At 46.7% G+C, this 17,148-nt stretch carries 19 protein-coding genes; 1 reads left to right on the forward strand and 18 read right to left on the reverse strand.

The window, feature by feature from the left end; genetic code table 11:
• Nucleotides 1–6 precede the first annotated feature (6 nt).
• The 12 genes from recN to KO087_RS03000 form a co-directional block, all read right to left on the reverse strand.
• Entirely contained in the window at nucleotides 7–1,662 is a 1,656-nt protein-coding gene (recN, locus tag KO087_RS02945) for a DNA repair protein RecN (RefSeq protein WP_215507566.1), read from the reverse strand.
• 1 nt (nucleotide 1,663) lies between these two features.
• Nucleotides 1,664–2,458 carry a TlyA family RNA methyltransferase gene (locus KO087_RS02950; protein ID WP_215507568.1) on the reverse strand — a complete coding sequence of 265 codons (795 nt, stop codon included), beginning with the start codon at nucleotides 2,456–2,458 and terminating at the stop codon, nucleotides 1,664–1,666.
• Between the two features lie 4 nt (nucleotides 2,459–2,462).
• Nucleotides 2,463–3,239 (reverse strand): polyprenyl synthetase family protein, encoded by a 777-nt coding sequence (locus KO087_RS02955; RefSeq protein ID WP_215507570.1) that lies wholly within the window; start codon nucleotides 3,237–3,239, stop codon nucleotides 2,463–2,465.
• Nucleotides 3,229–3,432 carry an exodeoxyribonuclease VII small subunit gene (xseB, locus tag KO087_RS02960; protein ID WP_215507572.1) on the reverse strand — a complete coding sequence of 68 codons (204 nt, stop codon included), beginning with the start codon at nucleotides 3,430–3,432 and terminating at the stop codon, nucleotides 3,229–3,231. The genes KO087_RS02955 and xseB overlap by 11 nt, the downstream gene beginning before the upstream one ends.
• The gene (gene xseA / locus KO087_RS02965; protein ID WP_215507574.1) at nucleotides 3,422–4,753 is read right to left on the reverse strand and encodes an exodeoxyribonuclease VII large subunit; all 1,332 of its coding nucleotides are present in this window, start codon (nucleotides 4,751–4,753) and stop codon (nucleotides 3,422–3,424) included. The genes xseB and xseA overlap by 11 nt, the downstream gene beginning before the upstream one ends.
• Complete coding sequence (nusB, locus tag KO087_RS02970) at nucleotides 4,740–5,255, reverse strand: transcription antitermination factor NusB (RefSeq protein ID WP_215507576.1); 516 nt, start codon at nucleotides 5,253–5,255, stop codon at nucleotides 4,740–4,742. Before nusB ends, xseA begins: the two co-directional genes overlap by 14 nt.
• Before the next feature lie 12 nt (nucleotides 5,256–5,267).
• Nucleotides 5,268–5,636 (reverse strand): Asp23/Gls24 family envelope stress response protein, encoded by a 369-nt coding sequence (locus KO087_RS02975; RefSeq protein ID WP_215507578.1) that lies wholly within the window; start codon nucleotides 5,634–5,636, stop codon nucleotides 5,268–5,270.
• Nucleotides 5,637–5,711: 75 nt separating this feature from the next.
• Nucleotides 5,712–6,323 carry a ribonuclease HII gene (gene rnhB / locus KO087_RS02980; RefSeq protein ID WP_215507580.1) on the reverse strand — a complete coding sequence of 204 codons (612 nt, stop codon included), beginning with the start codon at nucleotides 6,321–6,323 and terminating at the stop codon, nucleotides 5,712–5,714.
• Complete coding sequence (gene ylqF, locus KO087_RS02985; RefSeq protein WP_215507582.1) at nucleotides 6,304–7,167, reverse strand: ribosome biogenesis GTPase YlqF; 864 nt, start codon at nucleotides 7,165–7,167, stop codon at nucleotides 6,304–6,306. The genes rnhB and ylqF overlap by 20 nt, the downstream gene beginning before the upstream one ends.
• The gene (locus KO087_RS02990; RefSeq protein ID WP_215507584.1) at nucleotides 7,157–7,999 is read right to left on the reverse strand and encodes an HAD hydrolase family protein; all 843 of its coding nucleotides are present in this window, start codon (nucleotides 7,997–7,999) and stop codon (nucleotides 7,157–7,159) included. Before KO087_RS02990 ends, ylqF begins: the two co-directional genes overlap by 11 nt.
• A gap of 46 nt (nucleotides 8,000–8,045) precedes the next feature.
• Nucleotides 8,046–8,840: an ABC transporter permease subunit gene (locus KO087_RS02995; RefSeq protein ID WP_215507586.1), complete on the reverse strand. Its 795-nt coding sequence runs from the start codon at nucleotides 8,838–8,840 to the stop codon at nucleotides 8,046–8,048.
• 17 nt (nucleotides 8,841–8,857) lie between these two features.
• Nucleotides 8,858–10,078, reverse strand: a complete 1,221-nt coding sequence (locus KO087_RS03000) for an ATP-binding cassette domain-containing protein (RefSeq protein ID WP_215507587.1) — start codon at nucleotides 10,076–10,078, stop codon at nucleotides 8,858–8,860.
• 121 nt (nucleotides 10,079–10,199) lie between these two features.
• Between KO087_RS03000 and ychF the strand changes: the two genes are divergently transcribed.
• The gene (gene ychF / locus KO087_RS03005) at nucleotides 10,200–11,285 is read left to right on the forward strand and encodes a redox-regulated ATPase YchF (protein WP_215507590.1); all 1,086 of its coding nucleotides are present in this window, start codon (nucleotides 10,200–10,202) and stop codon (nucleotides 11,283–11,285) included.
• A gap of 213 nt (nucleotides 11,286–11,498) precedes the next feature.
• Here the strand turns inward: ychF and KO087_RS03010 are convergent, their stop codons facing one another.
• The 6 genes from KO087_RS03010 to KO087_RS03035 are packed head-to-tail and all read right to left on the reverse strand — an operon-like array spanning nucleotide 11,499 to nucleotide 17,080.
• Nucleotides 11,499–11,738 (reverse strand): phage holin family protein, encoded by a 240-nt coding sequence (locus tag KO087_RS03010; RefSeq protein WP_215507592.1) that lies wholly within the window; start codon nucleotides 11,736–11,738, stop codon nucleotides 11,499–11,501.
• Nucleotides 11,683–12,957 (reverse strand): glucosaminidase domain-containing protein, encoded by a 1,275-nt coding sequence (locus KO087_RS03015; RefSeq protein ID WP_215507594.1) that lies wholly within the window; start codon nucleotides 12,955–12,957, stop codon nucleotides 11,683–11,685. The genes KO087_RS03010 and KO087_RS03015 overlap by 56 nt, the downstream gene beginning before the upstream one ends.
• Nucleotides 12,938–13,384 carry a phage holin family protein gene (locus tag KO087_RS03020; RefSeq protein WP_215507596.1) on the reverse strand — a complete coding sequence of 149 codons (447 nt, stop codon included), beginning with the start codon at nucleotides 13,382–13,384 and terminating at the stop codon, nucleotides 12,938–12,940. Before KO087_RS03020 ends, KO087_RS03015 begins: the two co-directional genes overlap by 20 nt.
• A 14-nt stretch (nucleotides 13,385–13,398) precedes the next feature.
• Nucleotides 13,399–14,712 (reverse strand): hypothetical protein, encoded by a 1,314-nt coding sequence (locus tag KO087_RS03025; RefSeq protein WP_215507598.1) that lies wholly within the window; start codon nucleotides 14,710–14,712, stop codon nucleotides 13,399–13,401.
• Nucleotides 14,709–16,469, reverse strand: coding sequence for a phage tail spike protein (locus KO087_RS03030; protein WP_215507599.1), 1,761 nt, complete (start codon nucleotides 16,467–16,469; stop codon nucleotides 14,709–14,711). Before KO087_RS03030 ends, KO087_RS03025 begins: the two co-directional genes overlap by 4 nt.
• Entirely contained in the window at nucleotides 16,466–17,080 is a 615-nt protein-coding gene (locus tag KO087_RS03035) for a hypothetical protein (protein ID WP_215507600.1), read from the reverse strand. Before KO087_RS03035 ends, KO087_RS03030 begins: the two co-directional genes overlap by 4 nt.
• Nucleotides 17,081–17,148 lie beyond the last annotated feature (68 nt).

Consider the following 17,148-nt stretch of genomic DNA (forward strand, 5'->3'; position numbering starts at 1 on the left):
AACCTCCTAAATTCGGTTTCGTAACATTTCGCGTGCCGTTTCTCTCGTCTTTTCCGTGTCTTCGCCGCTAATCATAGTGGCCAGCATGGCGATGCGTTCCTCGTCGCTTAATTTTTGAACGAAGGAGACGGTGCGACCTGCCTCCAACCGCTTTTGAATGCGGTATTGGCGATCGGCCCGCGCCACCACCTGAGGCAGATGGCTCACGACGATGAGTTGCCGGTCTTGGGAGAGGCGTTTCATTTTCTCTGCCACCACTTTTGCCGTCTTGCCACTCATGCCTGTGTCCACTTCGTCGAGAATGAGAATTTCCCGCTCATCCAAATCGGAGAATATGCTGATAAACGCTAGAAAGATGCGGCTGATCTCGCCGCCCGATGCGATGTCCGCCATGGGGAGGAGATCTTCGCCTCTGTTTGTGGCGACGAGAAAGCGCACGCTGTCCATGCCTTCTGCCGCCAGGGCACTTTCGGAAAATTCCACCTGAAAGGCCGCGCCCTGAATGTCCAACTCTTCCATTTCACGGGCCATGCGCCCTTCAAGTACTTGCGACGCATCCATCCGCCGCTTTCTCATGCGAAGGGCGAGGGATGTGGCCGCTTCCCTCTTCTCCTCACAGGCCTGCTTCATGGATTCCACGACGTGCTCGTAATCGCCGATGAAGGCCAGCCGCTCCTTACTTTGTTCTAAAAAAGCCTGAATCTTTTCGTAGCTGTCGCCGTATTTCCTCTTCATGGAATGAATGGCGTCCAGCCGATCCGTAACTTCCTGCAAACGCTCGGGATCGTCGTCGAAATTCTCGCCCTTGTCCCGAATGCTTTGAGCCAGATCCTGAAAGCCGTAGCGAATGTCTTCAAAGGATTCGAAGAGATCGGCGAAGTGATTGTCGTTATTCGCCACCTTCTCCAGTGCTGTGCCGTAGCGATCCAAAAGCGAGCGAATGCCCCCTTCTTCATAAGCCAGCTGATTCATTTCCTGAAGAAGTTCCAAGGTTTCCGTGTGGCTGTTTCTCGCGCGAAATTCTTCGGCCAAGGCCTCGTCTTCCCCTTCTTGAAGGGCCAGGGTTTCGATCTCATCGATTTGATACCGCAAGAGATCCCCTTCTCTGGCCAAGGCCTCGGGATCTTTCACCTCGCTTTTCAGGCGATTTGTCAGTTGGCGGTATTCGCCGTAAATGGTCTTTAGCTCGGCGAGATCCTTTTTTTGTTCTTCGCCGCAGAAGCGATCCAATAGCTCCAGCTGAAAATCCGGCTTCATGAGAAAGCTGTTTTCGCCTTGCACTTCCGACAGAGCGAGAATGGAGCCGAAATCTTTTAAAACCCCGTTGGTCACGATTTTTCCGTTGATCTCCGACAAGGACGGCCGTTCCCGTTCGATGCTTCGCTCCACAATAATCACATCTTCAAAGGGAATGTTGTGCTCTTTGAGAAAGTCCAGAGCCTTTTTATTCTTCGTGATAAAAACGCCCTGAATCGACGCCCGCTCCGCGCCTTTTCGAATCATATTTTTTTGAGCCCGCCCGCCGAGAATCAATCCGATGGCATCCATAATAATGGATTTTCCTGCGCCGGTCTCCCCGGTCAATACGGAAAAGCCGTCGTGAAATTCCATGGACGAGTGATCGATAATGGCGAAGTCATCGATTTGAAGGCGTAAAAACATATTAGCGAAACTCCTCCCCGGACGCCCGCACTACCTCGTCGATGTCGATGGGTTTCGATGCGGCGCCGTCCTTCGTCATAAGCATTAAAAATTCCGTGTTCCCCGTCGCGCCCTGAATCGGCGAGAAAGTAAGTACCTCGGGATACATACCCAAGTCTTGAACGAGATCATGTATTTTATTTAAAACCTCTCGGTGGACTTCGGGGTCGGAGACGATGCCACCTTTGCCTACCTTGTTTTTGCCCGCTTCAAATTGGGGCTTGATTAACGCGGCGATCTTCCCTGTGTCGGACAAATAGCTCACGGCCTTGGGAAGCACCAATTCAAGGGAGATAAAGGACACGTCGATGGAAATAAAATCCATTGCATCGTCCAGATCCTCCGCATCCAAATAGCGCACATTGGTCCGCTCCATGACCACGACCCGGGGATCCACCCGCAAAGAATAGGCCAGTTGATTGTATCCCACATCCACGGCGTAGACCTTTCTCGCGCCGTGGGCCAGCATGCAATCGGTAAAGCCGCCGGTGGAGGAGCCGATGTCCATGCACACTTTGTCCGTTAAATCGATCCCGCAGTTTTCGATGATTTTTTCCAGCTTAAATCCCCCGCGGGAAACGTATTTTAAACTATGGCCCTTGACGCTGATTTCCGCTTCTACATCGATCATTTGACCGGCCTTGGCGATGCGCTCCGTGCCGATAAAGGCTTCTCCGGCCATAATCATGGTCTTGGCTTTTTCTCTGGACGGCGCTAAATTCTTCTTCACTAAAAGGACATCTGCACGCTCTTTCACGCCATCACCTGTCTCGTTTTAAAATCTTATCGATCAGCGCTTCCGTTTCTTTGAATTGTCCGACAGAGGCGAGAAGGCTTAAACATTCTTCCGTGTATTCACGGGCCTTCAACAGGTAGTCGTCGGGATTCACTTCCGCGCCGTCTTCTTCCAAATCGAAGTAGTCGTCTTGGAATTGATAGCTCAGGCCCAAGGTTTCGCCGACGCGGTACAAGGTGTCGTTAACCTCTTTGGATTTTCCCGCCAAGGCACCGGCCATGGCGAAGCAGGCGCCCAACAAAGCACCGGTTTTTCGCTTGTAGATCACTTCGTCGCCTGAGGATGCACCGGCGCGAATGTCAAGCACCTGACCGTCCACCATGCCCGTGGTACCTGCGGCTTTAAATAAGTATTTCATGGCGTCGATGCCGCCTTCGGGATCCAAAGACGCCCCTTCCGCGGCAAGCTCTGCCGCCTGCGACAAAAGCCCGTCGCCGGCGAGAATGGCCAAAGCTTCGCCGTAGGCCTTGTGGCAGGAGGGCTTTCCCCGCCGGAAATCGTCGTCGTCCATGGCGGGCAAATCGTCGTGAATCAAGCTGTAGGTGTGGATGGATTCCATGGCGGCGGCAAAGTAAAAGGCCGCGTCGCCTTCGTAGCCGAAATCCTTTAATACGGTGTAAAACAGCGTGGGACGCACCCGCTTGCCTCCCGTAAACAGGGAGTAGATCATGGCTTCTTTTAGTTCGTCGGCCGCCGAGGGAATGGCCTCGTAATATGCCTTTAAACGCGCATCAAAGTTCATTGTCGCCCTCCTCTTCCATGCCTTCAGTGAGCACACGCACCTTTTGTTCCAAGCCCTTTAAGTCTTTTTCCAGTTCCCGGTAAAGAGATGTGGCCACTTCGTAGAGCTTTACCATCTCTTCCAGAGAAAGGTCTTCATTTTCCATGCGCTCCACGATTTTTTCCAGCTGTTCCGACTTTTCTTTATAATTCATGACCGTTCCTTTCTATGGAAAGCACCCGAGCTGCAATGGATCCGTCTAAAAGATCCACCTTTAACACATCCCCCACGTCGACCTCAGTTGCCGATCGTATGTAGCGATTCTGAACGCGCACCCGCGGCTTTACCCGCTCCTTGCCCATGGTCTTCATGCGATTATCCAGCTCCGCCAAATCACGCCGGGCATTTTTTACCGCCAATGCGGATTGTCGCACCATACGCTGTTTCATTAGCGCGAGACTTTCTGCATCCCGCGCCGCCCGTGCCGGTAGATTCACGGCCTTTATGCGTATGCCGTAGCGATTTAGGGATTGTACGTGGCGATTCACGGCCTCTTTCATGCGAAAGTCCATCCGTTCTTTTACGGCCTTTTGAGCCAGACGCTTATTTAAAATGGCCTCCATGGACACGGTTTGATGCAGGCGATGGCCCAGCACGTCGTTTCGCCGTCTCGCCTCGTGTAGGGATAGGGCAATGGCGTGTTCCATCACCTGAAGGCGGCCCCTTGAGGTGGATAAAATCTCTTCCCTCGGGCTGACGATAATCTCCGCACCGTGGGTCGGCGTCGCCGCACGCACATCGGCCACGTAATCGCAAAGGGTGGTGTCCACCTCGTGGCCCACGGCGGAAACAACCGGATGACGCCTTTCGGCCAAGGTACGAATCAAGGTTTCGTCGTTAAAGCAAAACAAATCCTCCATGCTGCCGCCGCCGCGGGTAATGAGGATCACGTCCACATCATCCCGTGCATCCAGCCGCTTAAAAGCACGAGCGATGGAGGCGCCGGCGCCTTCGCCCTGTACGAGGGTAGGCGAGACGATGACGGAGACGGCGGGGTTTCTGTTGGCCGCCACTTGCAGAAAATCGTGAAGGGCCGCCCCGGCCGTACTGGTAACCACGCCTACGGTCTTGGGCATCTCGGGCAAAGCCACCTTTTTGTCCATATCAAATAGACCTTCTTTGCTTAGAAGGTCTTTTAATTTTAGAAAAAGTTTGTAAAGGGCGCCTTCCCCGGTGAGTTCCATGGTTTTCGCCACAAATTGCAGCCGCCCGGAGGGGGCGTAAATGGCCACGGAGCCGTTCATTTCCACTTCCATGCCCACTTGAAAATCCATGTCCGACGCTTCGGCGTCGTCTCTGTACATGATGCAGTCCATGCGGGCCTTGTCGTCTTTGATCGTGAAATACATGTGGCCGCTGGACGCTGTTTTGATTTCGGAAAGCTCCCCTTTAATCAAGACGTGGTTCAACATGTAATCCGTCTTGAGCACTTTTTTCGTATAGGCGAGAAGCTCCGATACACTAATTGGATTCATGGCCGCCTTCTCGAACAATGTGACCCAGCACGCCGTTAATAAAGCGGGCGCTGTCGGATGTGCTGTACATTTTCGCCAAATCAACGGCTTCGTTAATGGAAACCGGCGGCGCAATGTCTTCGTGATACATAATTTCCGCCACAGCCACACGCAAAATCGACAGATCTACAGTGGAAATGCGACGAATGGATCCGTCATTTAAGTGATCGTCAATGATTTTGTCGATGGCCTCTTTGTTGTTAACAATGATTTCGACGCTTTGGATAATGTAGGCCTTTTCATCGGGGGAAAATGGACCATCCGATGCGGATTCTAAACGAAAAGCCGCTTTCTTCTCGGTAAAGACGTGGCGATACATCTCCTCTACTTCGTGTTCGTCCCAGACGCTTTCGAAAAAAGATTCCGCCACATCCATGGCAAATTCGCCTCTGTGCTCCATGGCAAAAAGAATTTGCATGGTGCCGATTCTGGACAGTTTTCTGCTCAACTTATTGCTTAACAAAATTCTTACCCTTTACACGGATTCTTTTTCTTGGGCGCGTACGCCGTTGACGTGAACATTAACCGCCGTAATATCTAAATCCGTCATATTTTCAAGACTGACCTTTACGGCATCTTGTACTTCTTCCGCCACTGCAACGATGTTGCGTCCGTATTCTACGACGATGGAAATATCCACCACGCTTTTTTCTTCGTCGGCGGTGACTTTAGTCTTCCCTTGGCCCCGTCCGGGCAAGAAATCGCCGATTTCTCTCTTTGTGGTGTAGCTATTATAAACGCCTTCGACGCGCGTGGCCGCTTCTTGAGCGATGCGCGTAATGACGTCGTCGGCAATTTTTACATTGGAATTCCCCGAAGGGTCAACAAAATATTTTTCAACCATTTCTGCCTCCTATTTTAACCTATTATACCATAAACCGCAGGCCGACAAACACAGGCCTCCTACCTCCGAAGTCCTCTATTTGTTTAGGATTTTCGTTAAAAAACTCATTCGATGGCCCGCCGACGGCCCGAGGGCGAGTATGGCTTCTCGATGCTGTTTCGTGCCGTAGCCCTTGTGTTTTTTAATGCCGTAGCCGGGGTATTTTTCATCCCACTGAATACAGAGCCTGTCTCGGTATTCTTTGGCCAAAATAGAGGCGCAGGCAATGGCGTAAGACAAATCGTCGCCGTGGATGATCGCCCCTTGATGACAATCCAGGTCGATGGTTTCCGCATCGATTAAGAACAAGATCTTCTTGTCCGGGAAATGGGTCAATGTCGCCTCCGCCGCCCTCTTCATGGCCCGTCGGGTGGCCTGTTTAATGTTGATGGCATCGATGACTTCTGCACTTTCATTGGCGTAGGTGTAAAAAAGCGCCTGCTCTTTTATGGTCCCTTCCAAAAGGCCCCGTTTTTTGGGCGAAAGCTTTTTTGAATCCGTCACACCTTCGATGGACTCATTCAAAGGCATGACGACGCAAGCCGCCACCACGTCGCCGAAGAGGCAACCGCGGCCCACTTCATCGATGCCCGCGATGTAATCGTAGCCTTCGTTCAGCCGCTGTAGATCAAAATTCAGATCGGTCATCAACACGCTCCAAGCTAATCGCGCCCCAATTGCCGGCGCGAAACTCGTCTAAGATTAAGTGAGACACTTTTGTGTAGTCGATTTCGCCGCCGCGAATTAAGCAGCCTCGCCGCTTGCCAATGGCATCCATAACCGCCACGGGATCATCGTAGGTTTCTTTAAGGTCGTAGCGGGCCATCATGGGGGCTTCGAACTTTTTCATGGCTTCTTTCACCAGCTCAAAGGCCAGGGTCTCCACGTCCATGATCTCGTCTTTAATGGAGCCCGTGTAAGCCAAATGGCGGCCGCGAATGGGCGGATCCAACTTGGGCCACAGAACCCCCGGCGTGTCCAAGAGATCGAAGGCTTTGTGGTGGCGAATCCACTGATTGGTCTTGGTAATGCCCGGCCGATTGCCGATGGCGGCGGATTTTTTTCCCGCCAGTTGATTAATAAAGGTGGACTTGCCCACATTGGGAATCCCCGCCACCATAACGCGCAGCTTTCGCTTTTCCATGCCTTTATTCGCTTCTCTTTCCCGCAAATCAGTGACGGCATTTTCTAACGCTTCTGTCAGCCGCTTTTCATTGAGCTTCGATGTGGCAGACCAGGCAATGGCCGAGGTGCGCGTCTGTCCGTTAAAATAATCGATCCAGCGCTGTGTTTCCTTCGGATCCGCCAAATCCGATTTATTTAAGAGCATGAGCACGGGAATGGAGGTGAGCACCTCGTCGAGAAGCGGATTGTAGCTGCTTACGGGAATGCGGGCATCTAATAAAACCACCGCCACATCGCACTGGGCCTTCATGTTTCTTAAAGACTCGATGGTCTTTTTCATGTGCCCCGGGTACCAATTAATGTTCATTGTCCACCTCTTTTCTCACAATACCGTCGACACAGCGAAAGGCGCCGTAATTTTCAGGCTTCTCTTCGCAAATGATATCCGCCACTTTTTTTACATCCTCCGGTGCCGAAGCCATGGCGATGCCGATCCCACCATGGGTAATCATGGCACCGTCGTTTCGATCGTCACCGACGACGACCATCTCTTCCGGGGCGATGTTTTTCATTTTGCCGTAGGTGCTCAGCCCCCGCCACTTGTCGCTTCCCTTGCCGATGATTTCAAAAAGAGAGAGCTTCGGGTCTCTGCTTTTCAGCAAATGGGCCGTGAGACCCCCTTCTTTAATCACCGGCTCCTGAATTAAACCTTCGAAGACATCGGCGGTGGTATAGCCGGCGACGGCGAGAACATCTTCTTTTAAGACATCGTCGATGGTCATTTCTCTATACATGTTTTCGTAAAAAACAATGTAGGAGGCTTCTCGCTCCGTTTGTTCGTGGAGGGTGACCAAATCGTAGCCTTTGTCGTAACTGTCCACGTGAAAAATCGGATGCAGCCCCCTGGCTTCGATGGCCGCCGTTAGGGGACGGATGGCCGCCTTGTCGAAAACAAAGCGGTCTAGGGTCTCTTCCGAATTTTTATAGCGAATCAAATTGCCGTTGTTGCTGATGACGACCATTTCATCCTTGTACGGGGAAAGCTCTCTTTTAAGCGAACGAAAGGGACGGCCGCTAGCCACCACGGTTTCGATGCCCATGTCCTTCCATCGTTGCACGTATTGGATCATAGTTTCATCGAAAGGTTGTTTTCTTGCGGCAATGGTGCCGTCGAAATCTAATGCAATTAATCGAATCATAATCCCTCCGAATAAAAGAGCGACTCATAGAGCCGCTCGTCTTTGTTTAAAATTTTAGTTCTTTTCCCTTGTAGATAATACAGCCCAGTCCCCAGAAGACCAGTCCGAGCACGATGTTGATCACCATGCCGATCCATTGGAAATCGCCGCTTCCAGCCATGCTCAGCGGATTCAACGCCGTGAAGGGGAAGAAATCCGCAATGGCTTGTGTTGCACTTCCCATCAATTGCAACGCAGCCCAAACCAGGGCGATGGCAATAAATAAGAGAAGGCTTCCTCCTTCCGCGTGAGAAGCACGGGAAGAAATCGACGAGTAGAAAAAGCCGATGCAAAGAAATTCAAAGCCCAGCAACAGCAGGCAAATGAATACCTGTAAAAGCACCAAGGCCAGATTGCGAATATCGTGAACCCCGAAGACATAGAGAGAAGCAAACGCCACGACCAAGACGAAAATCAAGACGAGGCCGTAATGCAACATATTGGCGGAAAATTTGCCGCTGTAAATCTCCGTACGGGTAATGGGGTTGGCATAGAGATACTCAATGGTACCTGCGCTTTGCTCACGAGACAAGCTCTTTGCCCCTAATTGAATGGCAAAAATAGCAAATAGAACGCCCAAATATTGGAAAATAAAGGGAACGTAGTCTGTAAATTGATCGAAGGAAATTTCGCGACCAAAGCCCAAAATCGGCTGCATGTTTTCGGAAAAACCGTCGCGGAAACCATTGGCCAAAGATAGAAGATTGTCGTCTTGCAAAAGCGGGAAAAAGGCCATTAACAAGCCGGTTAAAATTCCGACAACCAAGAACCAAGCAAAGGCCTTGCCTCGATTATTTTTCATTTCGAGATTAAAAACCATCACGCATCCCCCTTTTTCGGTTTAAAGGAATATTTTTCCTCGAGTACATCGTCGGTATCCACCGGTTCGATGGACTGGGTCTTGCGGCTGTCCAAAATCATCAAATCGTCGTCATAGGCCACCTTTTCTTCGGCAGGCGCATCCGACACTTCAGGTTTATCGACACCTTCAGGCACTTCAGCCGAAGGCGTCTCATCCTTTACCGGCGGCTCACTTAAAACCACCGTGTCCGCTTCTTTTGCTTGCGGTTGTTCGCTTGATTCGGCCTCAAAGGCCTTGTCGTCGGAAACCACAATGGTGTCATCGGACAGAGCTTCCGCCGGTTTCGCCGGACGCTTATTCACGACGCCGGATTTAAAGATTTCCACCTTGTTTTCCAAGACCGCATCTTCCAAGACGTAATTTTTCACTTTTTGTTGATGCAATACCGTGGTCAGGGTAGGCAAATACCCGTCGTAGAAAAATTCCACGTCGCCGGATTCATCTTTTAACAGCGTCGCGCCGATTTCTTCAAAGGCACCGACACTGATCAGTTCATCGAAAATACGAAGCACCTTGTCGTTGTTCTTTTTATCCTTCAAATACTCAATGCCGGTCAAACGGCCGCCGGATAAATAAGCCCCCCGGTCGCCGTAACGTTGACCGATGGATAAATCGTCTGTCAAAAGCAATGCGGAAAGGCCTTCCGAACTTTGGAGCCGCTTAATGTGAGTAAAAAGCTTATCCAACATGGCTCGAGACAAAGCCTTGGACGGATTGTCCAAAATCAATAATTTCGGCTTTGCTATGAGGGCATTAATAATTGCCACGCGCTTGCGTTCGGAATCCGTTAAATCGGAAAACTTATGCCGATTATCCAGTTCAAAATATTCCATTAAAGATTGAATGTCGTCCGTATTCTTTAATCCATGAAATCCCAAGGTATGATTAAAAATAGCCATGGGTTTTAAATTATCGTAAATCCAAACATCTTCGGGAACATAACCGGTAAACTCCTTCACGGATTTAGACTCCTTTTGGCCGTCCATATCGAAAATGCGGATCGTCCCCTTATTCGGTTTTAAGAAATGGAACAAAATTCGGGCCAAGGTTGTCTTGCCGCTACCTTCCGTTCCCATAATCGAAAAAATCTCACCGTCGAATACTTCCAAATTAAAATCATTGAAAACTAAATTCCGACGAAATTTTTTTGTCAATTCATTTACTACTATCGCACTCATGTGTCACCTCGCTTTACTTTCATATTATACATGAATGCCTCGTAAAATGTAATCCTATCCCATAAAAGAGGGGCAAAAACTATGATATAATGGGCTGGATTAGTATGAGGGGGAAGTATTTATGAAATTAGGAATTATCGGCTTGCCCAATGTAGGCAAGTCCACATTATTTAACGCCATTACTCAAGCCGGTGCCGAAGCGGCCAATTATCCCTTCGCCACCATCGAGCCCAATGTAGGCATGGTAGAGGTAAAAGACCGTCGCCTGGACACGCTGAGCGATATGAGCCATTCAAAACAAATCATCTACGCCACCATCGAGTTTGCCGACATCGCCGGCTTGGTGAAAGGTGCCAGCAAAGGCGAAGGCCTGGGCAATCAATTCTTGTCACATATCCGCGAAGTAGACGCCCTGGTGCACGTGGTGCGCTGTTTCGACGACGGCAACATCATTCACGTGGAAGGCAGCGTCGATCCCGTGCGGGACATCGACACCATTAATCTCGAGCTGATCTTCTCCGACTTGGAACTTTTGGAAAAACGTCTGGAACGGGTGAAAAAACAAATGAAGGGCGACAAAAGTCTGCAAGCGGAGCACGATTTAATCGTAAAAATCATCGCCGCTTTGGAAGCGGAAAATCCGGCCCGCTCTTTAGACTACACGGAAGAAGACAGGAAGCTTTTATCCTCCTTCAGTCTTTTAACCATGAAGCCCGTGATTTATGCGGCCAATGTCAGTGAAGACGATATTATTTCAGGAAACGCCTATGTGGATCAAGTGCGAGCCTTTGCCGATAAAAGGGGCGACGAAACCATTATTATCTCCGCCGCCATCGAGGAAGAAATTTCCGGCTTAGACGACGAAAGCAAGGGCGAATTTCTCGAAGCCATGGGCCTCGCCGACTCGGGTCTGGACCGCTTAGTAAAAGCATCCTATTCCCTCCTCGGCTTAATCAGCTACATTACCACAGGGGAAATGGAAACACGGGCCTGGACGATTAAAAAAGGCACCAAGGCGCCGGAAGCTGCAGGAAAAATTCACACCGACATCGAGCGCGGATTCATTAAAGCCGACACCATCGCATACAAAAAACTTGTTGAAGCCGGCTCCATCGCGCAGGCGAGAGAAAAAGGCTGGGTACGAAGCGAAGGAAAAGACTATGTCATGGAAGACGGCGATGTCGTCAATTTCAAGTTCAATGTGTAAATTTTTTAGAATGGCTTAGTTGCTGCAATGCGCACTACTAAGCCATTCTTTTTATCCGTTCTATTCTAAATAGTCCATCTTTTCCACCTATTCCTAATTAAATGGCGCATGAATGGCGTACAAATGGCGCACACGAAATAGATTTAACGTCTTTTTATCTTGAGCATCTAAATAAAAAAGGCTTCTAAGGATCCGCTCCCTAGACGCCTTTTATCACTCCTCATATTCAATTCTTTCTCCCATCCGCGTTCCACTCTCATATAAACCAACAGCAGAAAGACCAATCACAATTCCTGTAATCGCATTCTCCGCGGATAGTCCTGCTAAAGCTAATTGCATAATCATTCCTATTATAACAGCAAGGGTCGGACAATACTTGCTTGGAATTCCTGCAATTTTAAAGGCCTGTGTCAATCCGACTACTGCCGACGTCAGAACAATTGCATGTTGCATTTTTGCCTCCTTTTTGATCATAGCGATAGAGCATTGTTACCATTTCTTCGCGTGTCATTTCAGCACCAGGGCGAGCGCCGTCTGTGATTCCTTTTTCTTTCCCCCACTCCCAGGCGTCTTTAGCCCAATCGGAAATTTTGTTAACATCCATAATTACTCCTTTATCATATCTTTGCAAACCAAGTCGTTCGATTAAAGTGATTAACTTTTGAGCATAATTAAGATCTGTTGCATACCCACACTCTTGAAGTGCTTTGCATTGATCCTTATAATTTTTAGCATTTAGCACCCGAGTATAATTCAACCTTCTCCAATCAGTGGAAACAAAAAAATTGTCGTGGTCAATAATACTATCCTTAATAGTAGGATATTTTCTAAATGCGGCATTGATATGATATTTTTCTCCCGACGGTTTTTGCTCCCATGTGGATTTCGTATAGGTTTCTCCGTGCCAATCTAAAGAATTTTTAATCCCAAATAGATTGTTTGCATTTTTTGCAAGATCGCTTCTTCCCCAATCACTTTCTAAAATTGCTTGAGCAATGGCCACAGATGGCAAAAGTCTTAATTTCGTGCCTTTTAAATTCTCTAACACTATTTCCGTAAAGTCTTTGTCTGGAGAATTCGTCGGTGACGGAGCGCTTTTTTTAATTCCATAATAATTTGCTAGAACTTTGGCGGTAGCTTCTGCACATGCCCTAAGGTTCGTTACAAATTTTCGAGCGTCCTCGTGGTTGTCGTGGAAAGCATGTTCAATAATAATATTTTTCTTTGCTAGACCGTGCCTGAGAATCCCGTAGTAATTCGAGCCGTTGCGGTTTCTCCTATATTTCGTGCCGCGATTGTTTGTTCCAATCGCGGTGGCAATGGCGCTGCACAATTGATCACATAAAGATTTACAAGATTCTTTTGGATTTGTGCTGTCATAAATTTCCACGCCCGTTGCTCTTCCGTTTGCTGCGTTAGAGTGAACAGAAATCAAAAGGTCAAACCCCTTGGCTTTTGCACCTCGTGCTTTTAAGGACGGATCAGGGCCGATCGTTGATTTTGTCATTTCAACATAAAAGCCGACACGTTCCAGTGCCGGCTTTAAAAAATCTCTTGAATAAATAAAGTTATTGTCCCCTTCATTGCAATAGGACCAACCAACGACAGGAACAAAACCGCGATTATAGGCGCGCCCTCCCCCATGACCTGGATCAAGCATTATCTTTGTCATTCTCACCCTCCTTAATATGATGTTTTAATTTTAGAGATTCGATTTCGTCTAAACTTACCTCGTTGATTTCTGATTGTATTCTTCTAAAAAATTGAGCAAACCACTTTGGAAGCGGCATCCCCATGTCCGAATAATTTTCAACGATGGACACGCCATAAGTGGCTCCCATAGAATAAATAAGGAATTTAGCTAACCAACCAAAACCCAGCAGCCACAAATAGGGGCAGGTTAAAAAGATCAGTAGTATGACCGCCAGATGCTTTGCAATGCCGGCGGCGCCCACTTTACTGTCTAAGTCTTTGTTCACAATTGCTTTCGCCCATCCGCTAACTACATCAAGAATCACCAAGATTGTAAATAGATGGTATAGATTTATCTTTGTAATTCTTGAATAAGCGGCAATTACCATGTCCGGTGTTACTTCCATAATTCACCACCTTTCTAACTTTTTGTAACAAATGCGAAGTTCAATGATAACCTCTCATTTACACTTTTTTGGCCGATATATTTAATCTCACTATCGATAACTTTTAAATAGAACGGAATGGGATCATCACTTGGATACGCCGCCACAGTCATTTCTTCCTTAGCGGCATAAGGCATAGCTGAAACGAGTTGACCGTTTGAATAACTTCCTTGCACGTAACCTGTCACAGTTACAAGATTGTCAATTTTTGTGAAGGTTAGATTGTCAATCGTAGCTACTTTGGGTAATTTTGACTTAATGTTATTAATGTCAAACCCTGAAGCCACTTTATACCAATATAATTCGTCGTTACTAGTCGAAGCGCACATGTAAATAAAAGGGTAATGTGCAGGGGGAATATATTCCACACCAACAAAAAGACTTCCTGTTATTTGAGGCAAAAGGTACAGTGAATTGACAAATACGCTTGTTGCTAGAGTCTTACCGTCACTGATAATGTCTATATTATTAACATTATAAAAGCCGGGCTTCAGGTTCTTTAATGTGCTATATTTTAAATCTGAAATCTCTCCTTTTGTTTTAAATCGCGATACGTCCTTGATCGCTGATTTATCAGCTTTTCTTTCGTTCAGTTTTGTAGTACGCAAAAACAATTCATTCAGAGCACCACTAAGAAGTATTCCTTGTAGTTCGCTATCTTGGATTGGTTCTCTATCTTGAATTGAAATTTTTGGAACGATCTTATCTGGATCTATAAATCCACCTGGTGCAATTTGACTTAATCTACCCCACAAAAAAACTCCTTGCTGTGCGCTAAATGGAATGTTGCTAAGTTCTTCCTCATTTCCATTGTATGTTAGACGGTCAAAAACATCGCTCTTTTTAACATACCCACTTAAATCTTGAATAGTATCGGTATACTTAGGATCTGCTGGAATAGCGTCTACTTTAGCTTTAGCTTCGGTTGTATAATCATTCGTTGACAGTTGTTTTCCATTTTCTTTACTGACTTTATTCTCGTCTAAAGATTTAATGTTCTCTTGAACCGCATCTAAATCCGCCTCAGTAAAATTTCTTGCAATAGGTGTATTCACATCCCAAGTTTTAGCTTCTCCTTGATAGCCGCGAGTGCATCCGACCAGAATGTCATTATTCACAGAACTATACAATATAGTTTCAGCACTCTTGTCTGTTCCTATTACCGCAAGATTCGGTCCTTTAGGAAATGCTAATCCATCTTTTACGTAAATATCAGTATCTGCAGAATTAATCGCTTTCGACAATTTTGTTTGTGGAGAATTAACCATGCCCTTATACATTTCTTTCATACTGTGTAATCACCTCTACTTTGTACGAATCCTTGGAAAAATAAGTCAATTGTTACATAAGCTAAATCGCTCGGCACAATTTCGATAGAATGCCACGATCCTCTGGAAATAACATTCTTGTTATTTAGCAAGTACGTCGTCAGATCGATTTCTCCCGACGTGTCATAAATTGTATCTTTCACTTTGCCATTTACTTTCACTGTAAAATATCGCACGTTTCCGTGGCTTCGAAAAATACCAAATTCAATGTCATGGGTATGATCTCTTACTTCGAAGCGATGAGTGTGGGATGGAATATTTATGCGGAAATCATGCGTGTGATTTTTTAACGTTATAAAATGTGTGTGGTTACCGGACTGAAGAAATTTTTCTCTATACCACGGATTTCCGTCGCGATTATAAAGCTGAATCCATCCAGACGGAATCCCGTGATTGTGACCGCCAATGGTGCCGTAAATAAGTTGATCAATATCTGAAGTGGCTGTTTGATAGCCGCCGCCTTCTGTGGAAGAACCATTGTAATAACCACCACCTGATTCTGTGGAATCGGTGGATCCGCCGCCGCCTTTGATCGCTTTAGAATAAGCTCGGAATGAATCAATCTTTACTTTGGCAATCACCTTATTTATAACGCGCATTTCCTGCGGTACATAAAAATTCAACTCCGCTCCATAACGGTCATCGGCGTTTACTTGAATGGACTGTGCGTAAAGTTGTGTGGCTCCTTGCGCATAAGTCATTTCAATTCGCTGCCTGTCGGCTAAATCTGCGACTGTACCAGCAATTGACGTGGAATCATTAGCGATGGTGACTTTGCTGGTCATAATATCGGAATAATTGTATTGGATGCCGATAATGGTGTCTCTGTATTTATCACTGACGACAACAGTATCACCAAGAGTAAAATCATCATCTTTAAATAAAGCGAAATCAACTTCAAATTCCATAATCGGCTCTTTTAACCGATCCAGCATAACTTGCGCAGCATCTTTCAAACTATCTACTTTTTCATAACGGCGATCAACCCACACTCGCTCTTGCAGACCATACTTATCAATATATTTTTGTTCAGCCTGTAAATAAGGGATCCCATTATTAATTGATTTAATTGTCAGTTGATTCACGCCCTCACCATAACCGAGCGGATAGATTCGCGTGCAAATATCTCTCGGATTCGACGTGGCTTTTAGGCTGATCTGATTTTTCTTCGGGCGAATGTGCAGCTTTGCTTCGTCCTTCGTCAGCTTCTTCAGACTCAATTTCCACGGGTATTGATCCGTATTAAATTTCCAAATATATTCCGCTTCCAGCGGTTTTGGAATACTAAAAAGAGCCCCAGCCAAGTTTTCATTTTCCCAGCAATATTCAAATTGCCTGGAAAAATCACACTCGTCCAGAACCCAATTTTTTACTTTTTGTTTATTCAGAACATATTGAATAACGTTTTTAGTATAGATGCCTAAATTCCCATATACAACAGTGCCGAAGATCACGTGATCCAATAGCGTTGCGATAACGTGCTCCGCCTCGTACTCATAAGAATTTTCATCTTCAGTCACCTTTAATATGCGGTACAACCCGTGAGGTGTTTTTACATAGTTGAACATTTTTAAATGCTCATTCTTAAGATCATTTTTTGGCATGGAAAAATTGACAAAATTAATTGAATTGATTTTTAATTCTTCAGTAATACCAAAGGCATTTTCCAAATAGGCGATTTTCTTTCGATTAGCATCTTGTACTTCCAATAGCATCATAAGAATCGCTCCTTATAAATCAACCGACCCTTAACAGGCATGCCGCCGTTGGAATAGACGCTGATTTTTTTGGTGCCGCGCCCGATTTCGATCCATTCGTTGCTGTCATAACTATCCAGAATATTTTTCCCGTCATGATAAACCGTATAATTTTCAGAGTTCACAGTCACACGTTGGCCATTGGAAGTTCTTTGGTAAACAGGAATAATCGTCACATCTAAGAAGGCGCTCTGCGTATTTATTCCAAGGTTTTCCCTTAGTTCCATCATGACCATGTCGATAAATTTATCTAGTATGACGGCCGAATCAAAGGTTTCAATAAAATCATTACCAATTGCAATGTCTTCTGAGATATGCGTATTGCAATATATTTCTTCTTCGAATGGATCGTCAATCATAATGTCTTCGGAAGATCGACCTTTCACGTTCAACTTTTCATCCAGCTGAAATTGCATGATGCATGTCGAAGTCACGATGCCACTTGACGTGATTTCTTCGCCAAAGCTAAATTCGACGAGTGTGCCGCCAGACAGCAAAGCGCCCATGCCCACTTGATTCGTCCCCGTCATGGACAGTGAAATATCTGCATAAGAATTGACACTTAGTTCCACAGTCGCCGAACAATGCATCGTAATTATCGGCTCTTGCGTATCAACTCCTGAAATATTAAATGGGGTTA

This window comes from Peptoniphilus rachelemmaiella, assembly GCF_943169845.1.
In the GTDB taxonomy this organism is placed as follows: Bacteria; Bacillota; Clostridia; order Tissierellales; family Peptoniphilaceae; genus Aedoeadaptatus; species Aedoeadaptatus rachelemmaiella.

Excerpts from the sequence above, each read along its gene's own strand:
- recN (WP_215507566.1), bottom strand. The coding sequence starts at position 1,662 with ATGTTTTTACGCCTTCAAATCGATGACTTCGCCATTATCGATCACTCG.
- KO087_RS02955 (WP_215507570.1), bottom strand. The coding sequence starts at position 3,239 with ATGAACTTTGATGCGCGTTTAAAGGCATATTACGAGGCCATTCCCTCG.
- xseB (WP_215507572.1), bottom strand. The coding sequence starts at position 3,432 with ATGAATTATAAAGAAAAGTCGGAACAGCTGGAAAAAATCGTGGAGCGC.
- xseA (WP_215507574.1), bottom strand. The coding sequence starts at position 4,753 with ATGAATCCAATTAGTGTATCGGAGCTTCTCGCCTATACGAAAAAAGTG.
- KO087_RS02975 (WP_215507578.1), bottom strand. The coding sequence starts at position 5,636 with ATGGTTGAAAAATATTTTGTTGACCCTTCGGGGAATTCCAATGTAAAA.
- rnhB (WP_215507580.1), bottom strand. The coding sequence starts at position 6,323 with ATGACCGATCTGAATTTTGATCTACAGCGGCTGAACGAAGGCTACGAT.
- ylqF (WP_215507582.1), bottom strand. The coding sequence starts at position 7,167 with ATGAACATTAATTGGTACCCGGGGCACATGAAAAAGACCATCGAGTCT.
- KO087_RS02990 (WP_215507584.1), bottom strand. The coding sequence starts at position 7,999 with ATGATTCGATTAATTGCATTAGATTTCGACGGCACCATTGCCGCAAGA.
- KO087_RS02995 (WP_215507586.1), bottom strand. The coding sequence starts at position 8,840 with ATGAAAAATAATCGAGGCAAGGCCTTTGCTTGGTTCTTGGTTGTCGGA.
- KO087_RS03000 (WP_215507587.1), bottom strand. The coding sequence starts at position 10,078 with ATGAGTGCGATAGTAGTAAATGAATTGACAAAAAAATTTCGTCGGAAT.
- ychF (WP_215507590.1), top strand. The coding sequence starts at position 10,200 with ATGAAATTAGGAATTATCGGCTTGCCCAATGTAGGCAAGTCCACATTA.
- KO087_RS03010 (WP_215507592.1), bottom strand. The coding sequence starts at position 11,738 with ATGCAACATGCAATTGTTCTGACGTCGGCAGTAGTCGGATTGACACAG.
- KO087_RS03015 (WP_215507594.1), bottom strand. The coding sequence starts at position 12,957 with ATGACAAAGATAATGCTTGATCCAGGTCATGGGGGAGGGCGCGCCTAT.
- KO087_RS03020 (WP_215507596.1), bottom strand. The coding sequence starts at position 13,384 with ATGGAAGTAACACCGGACATGGTAATTGCCGCTTATTCAAGAATTACA.
- KO087_RS03025 (WP_215507598.1), bottom strand. The coding sequence starts at position 14,712 with ATGAAAGAAATGTATAAGGGCATGGTTAATTCTCCACAAACAAAATTG.
- KO087_RS03030 (WP_215507599.1), bottom strand. The coding sequence starts at position 16,469 with ATGATGCTATTGGAAGTACAAGATGCTAATCGAAAGAAAATCGCCTAT.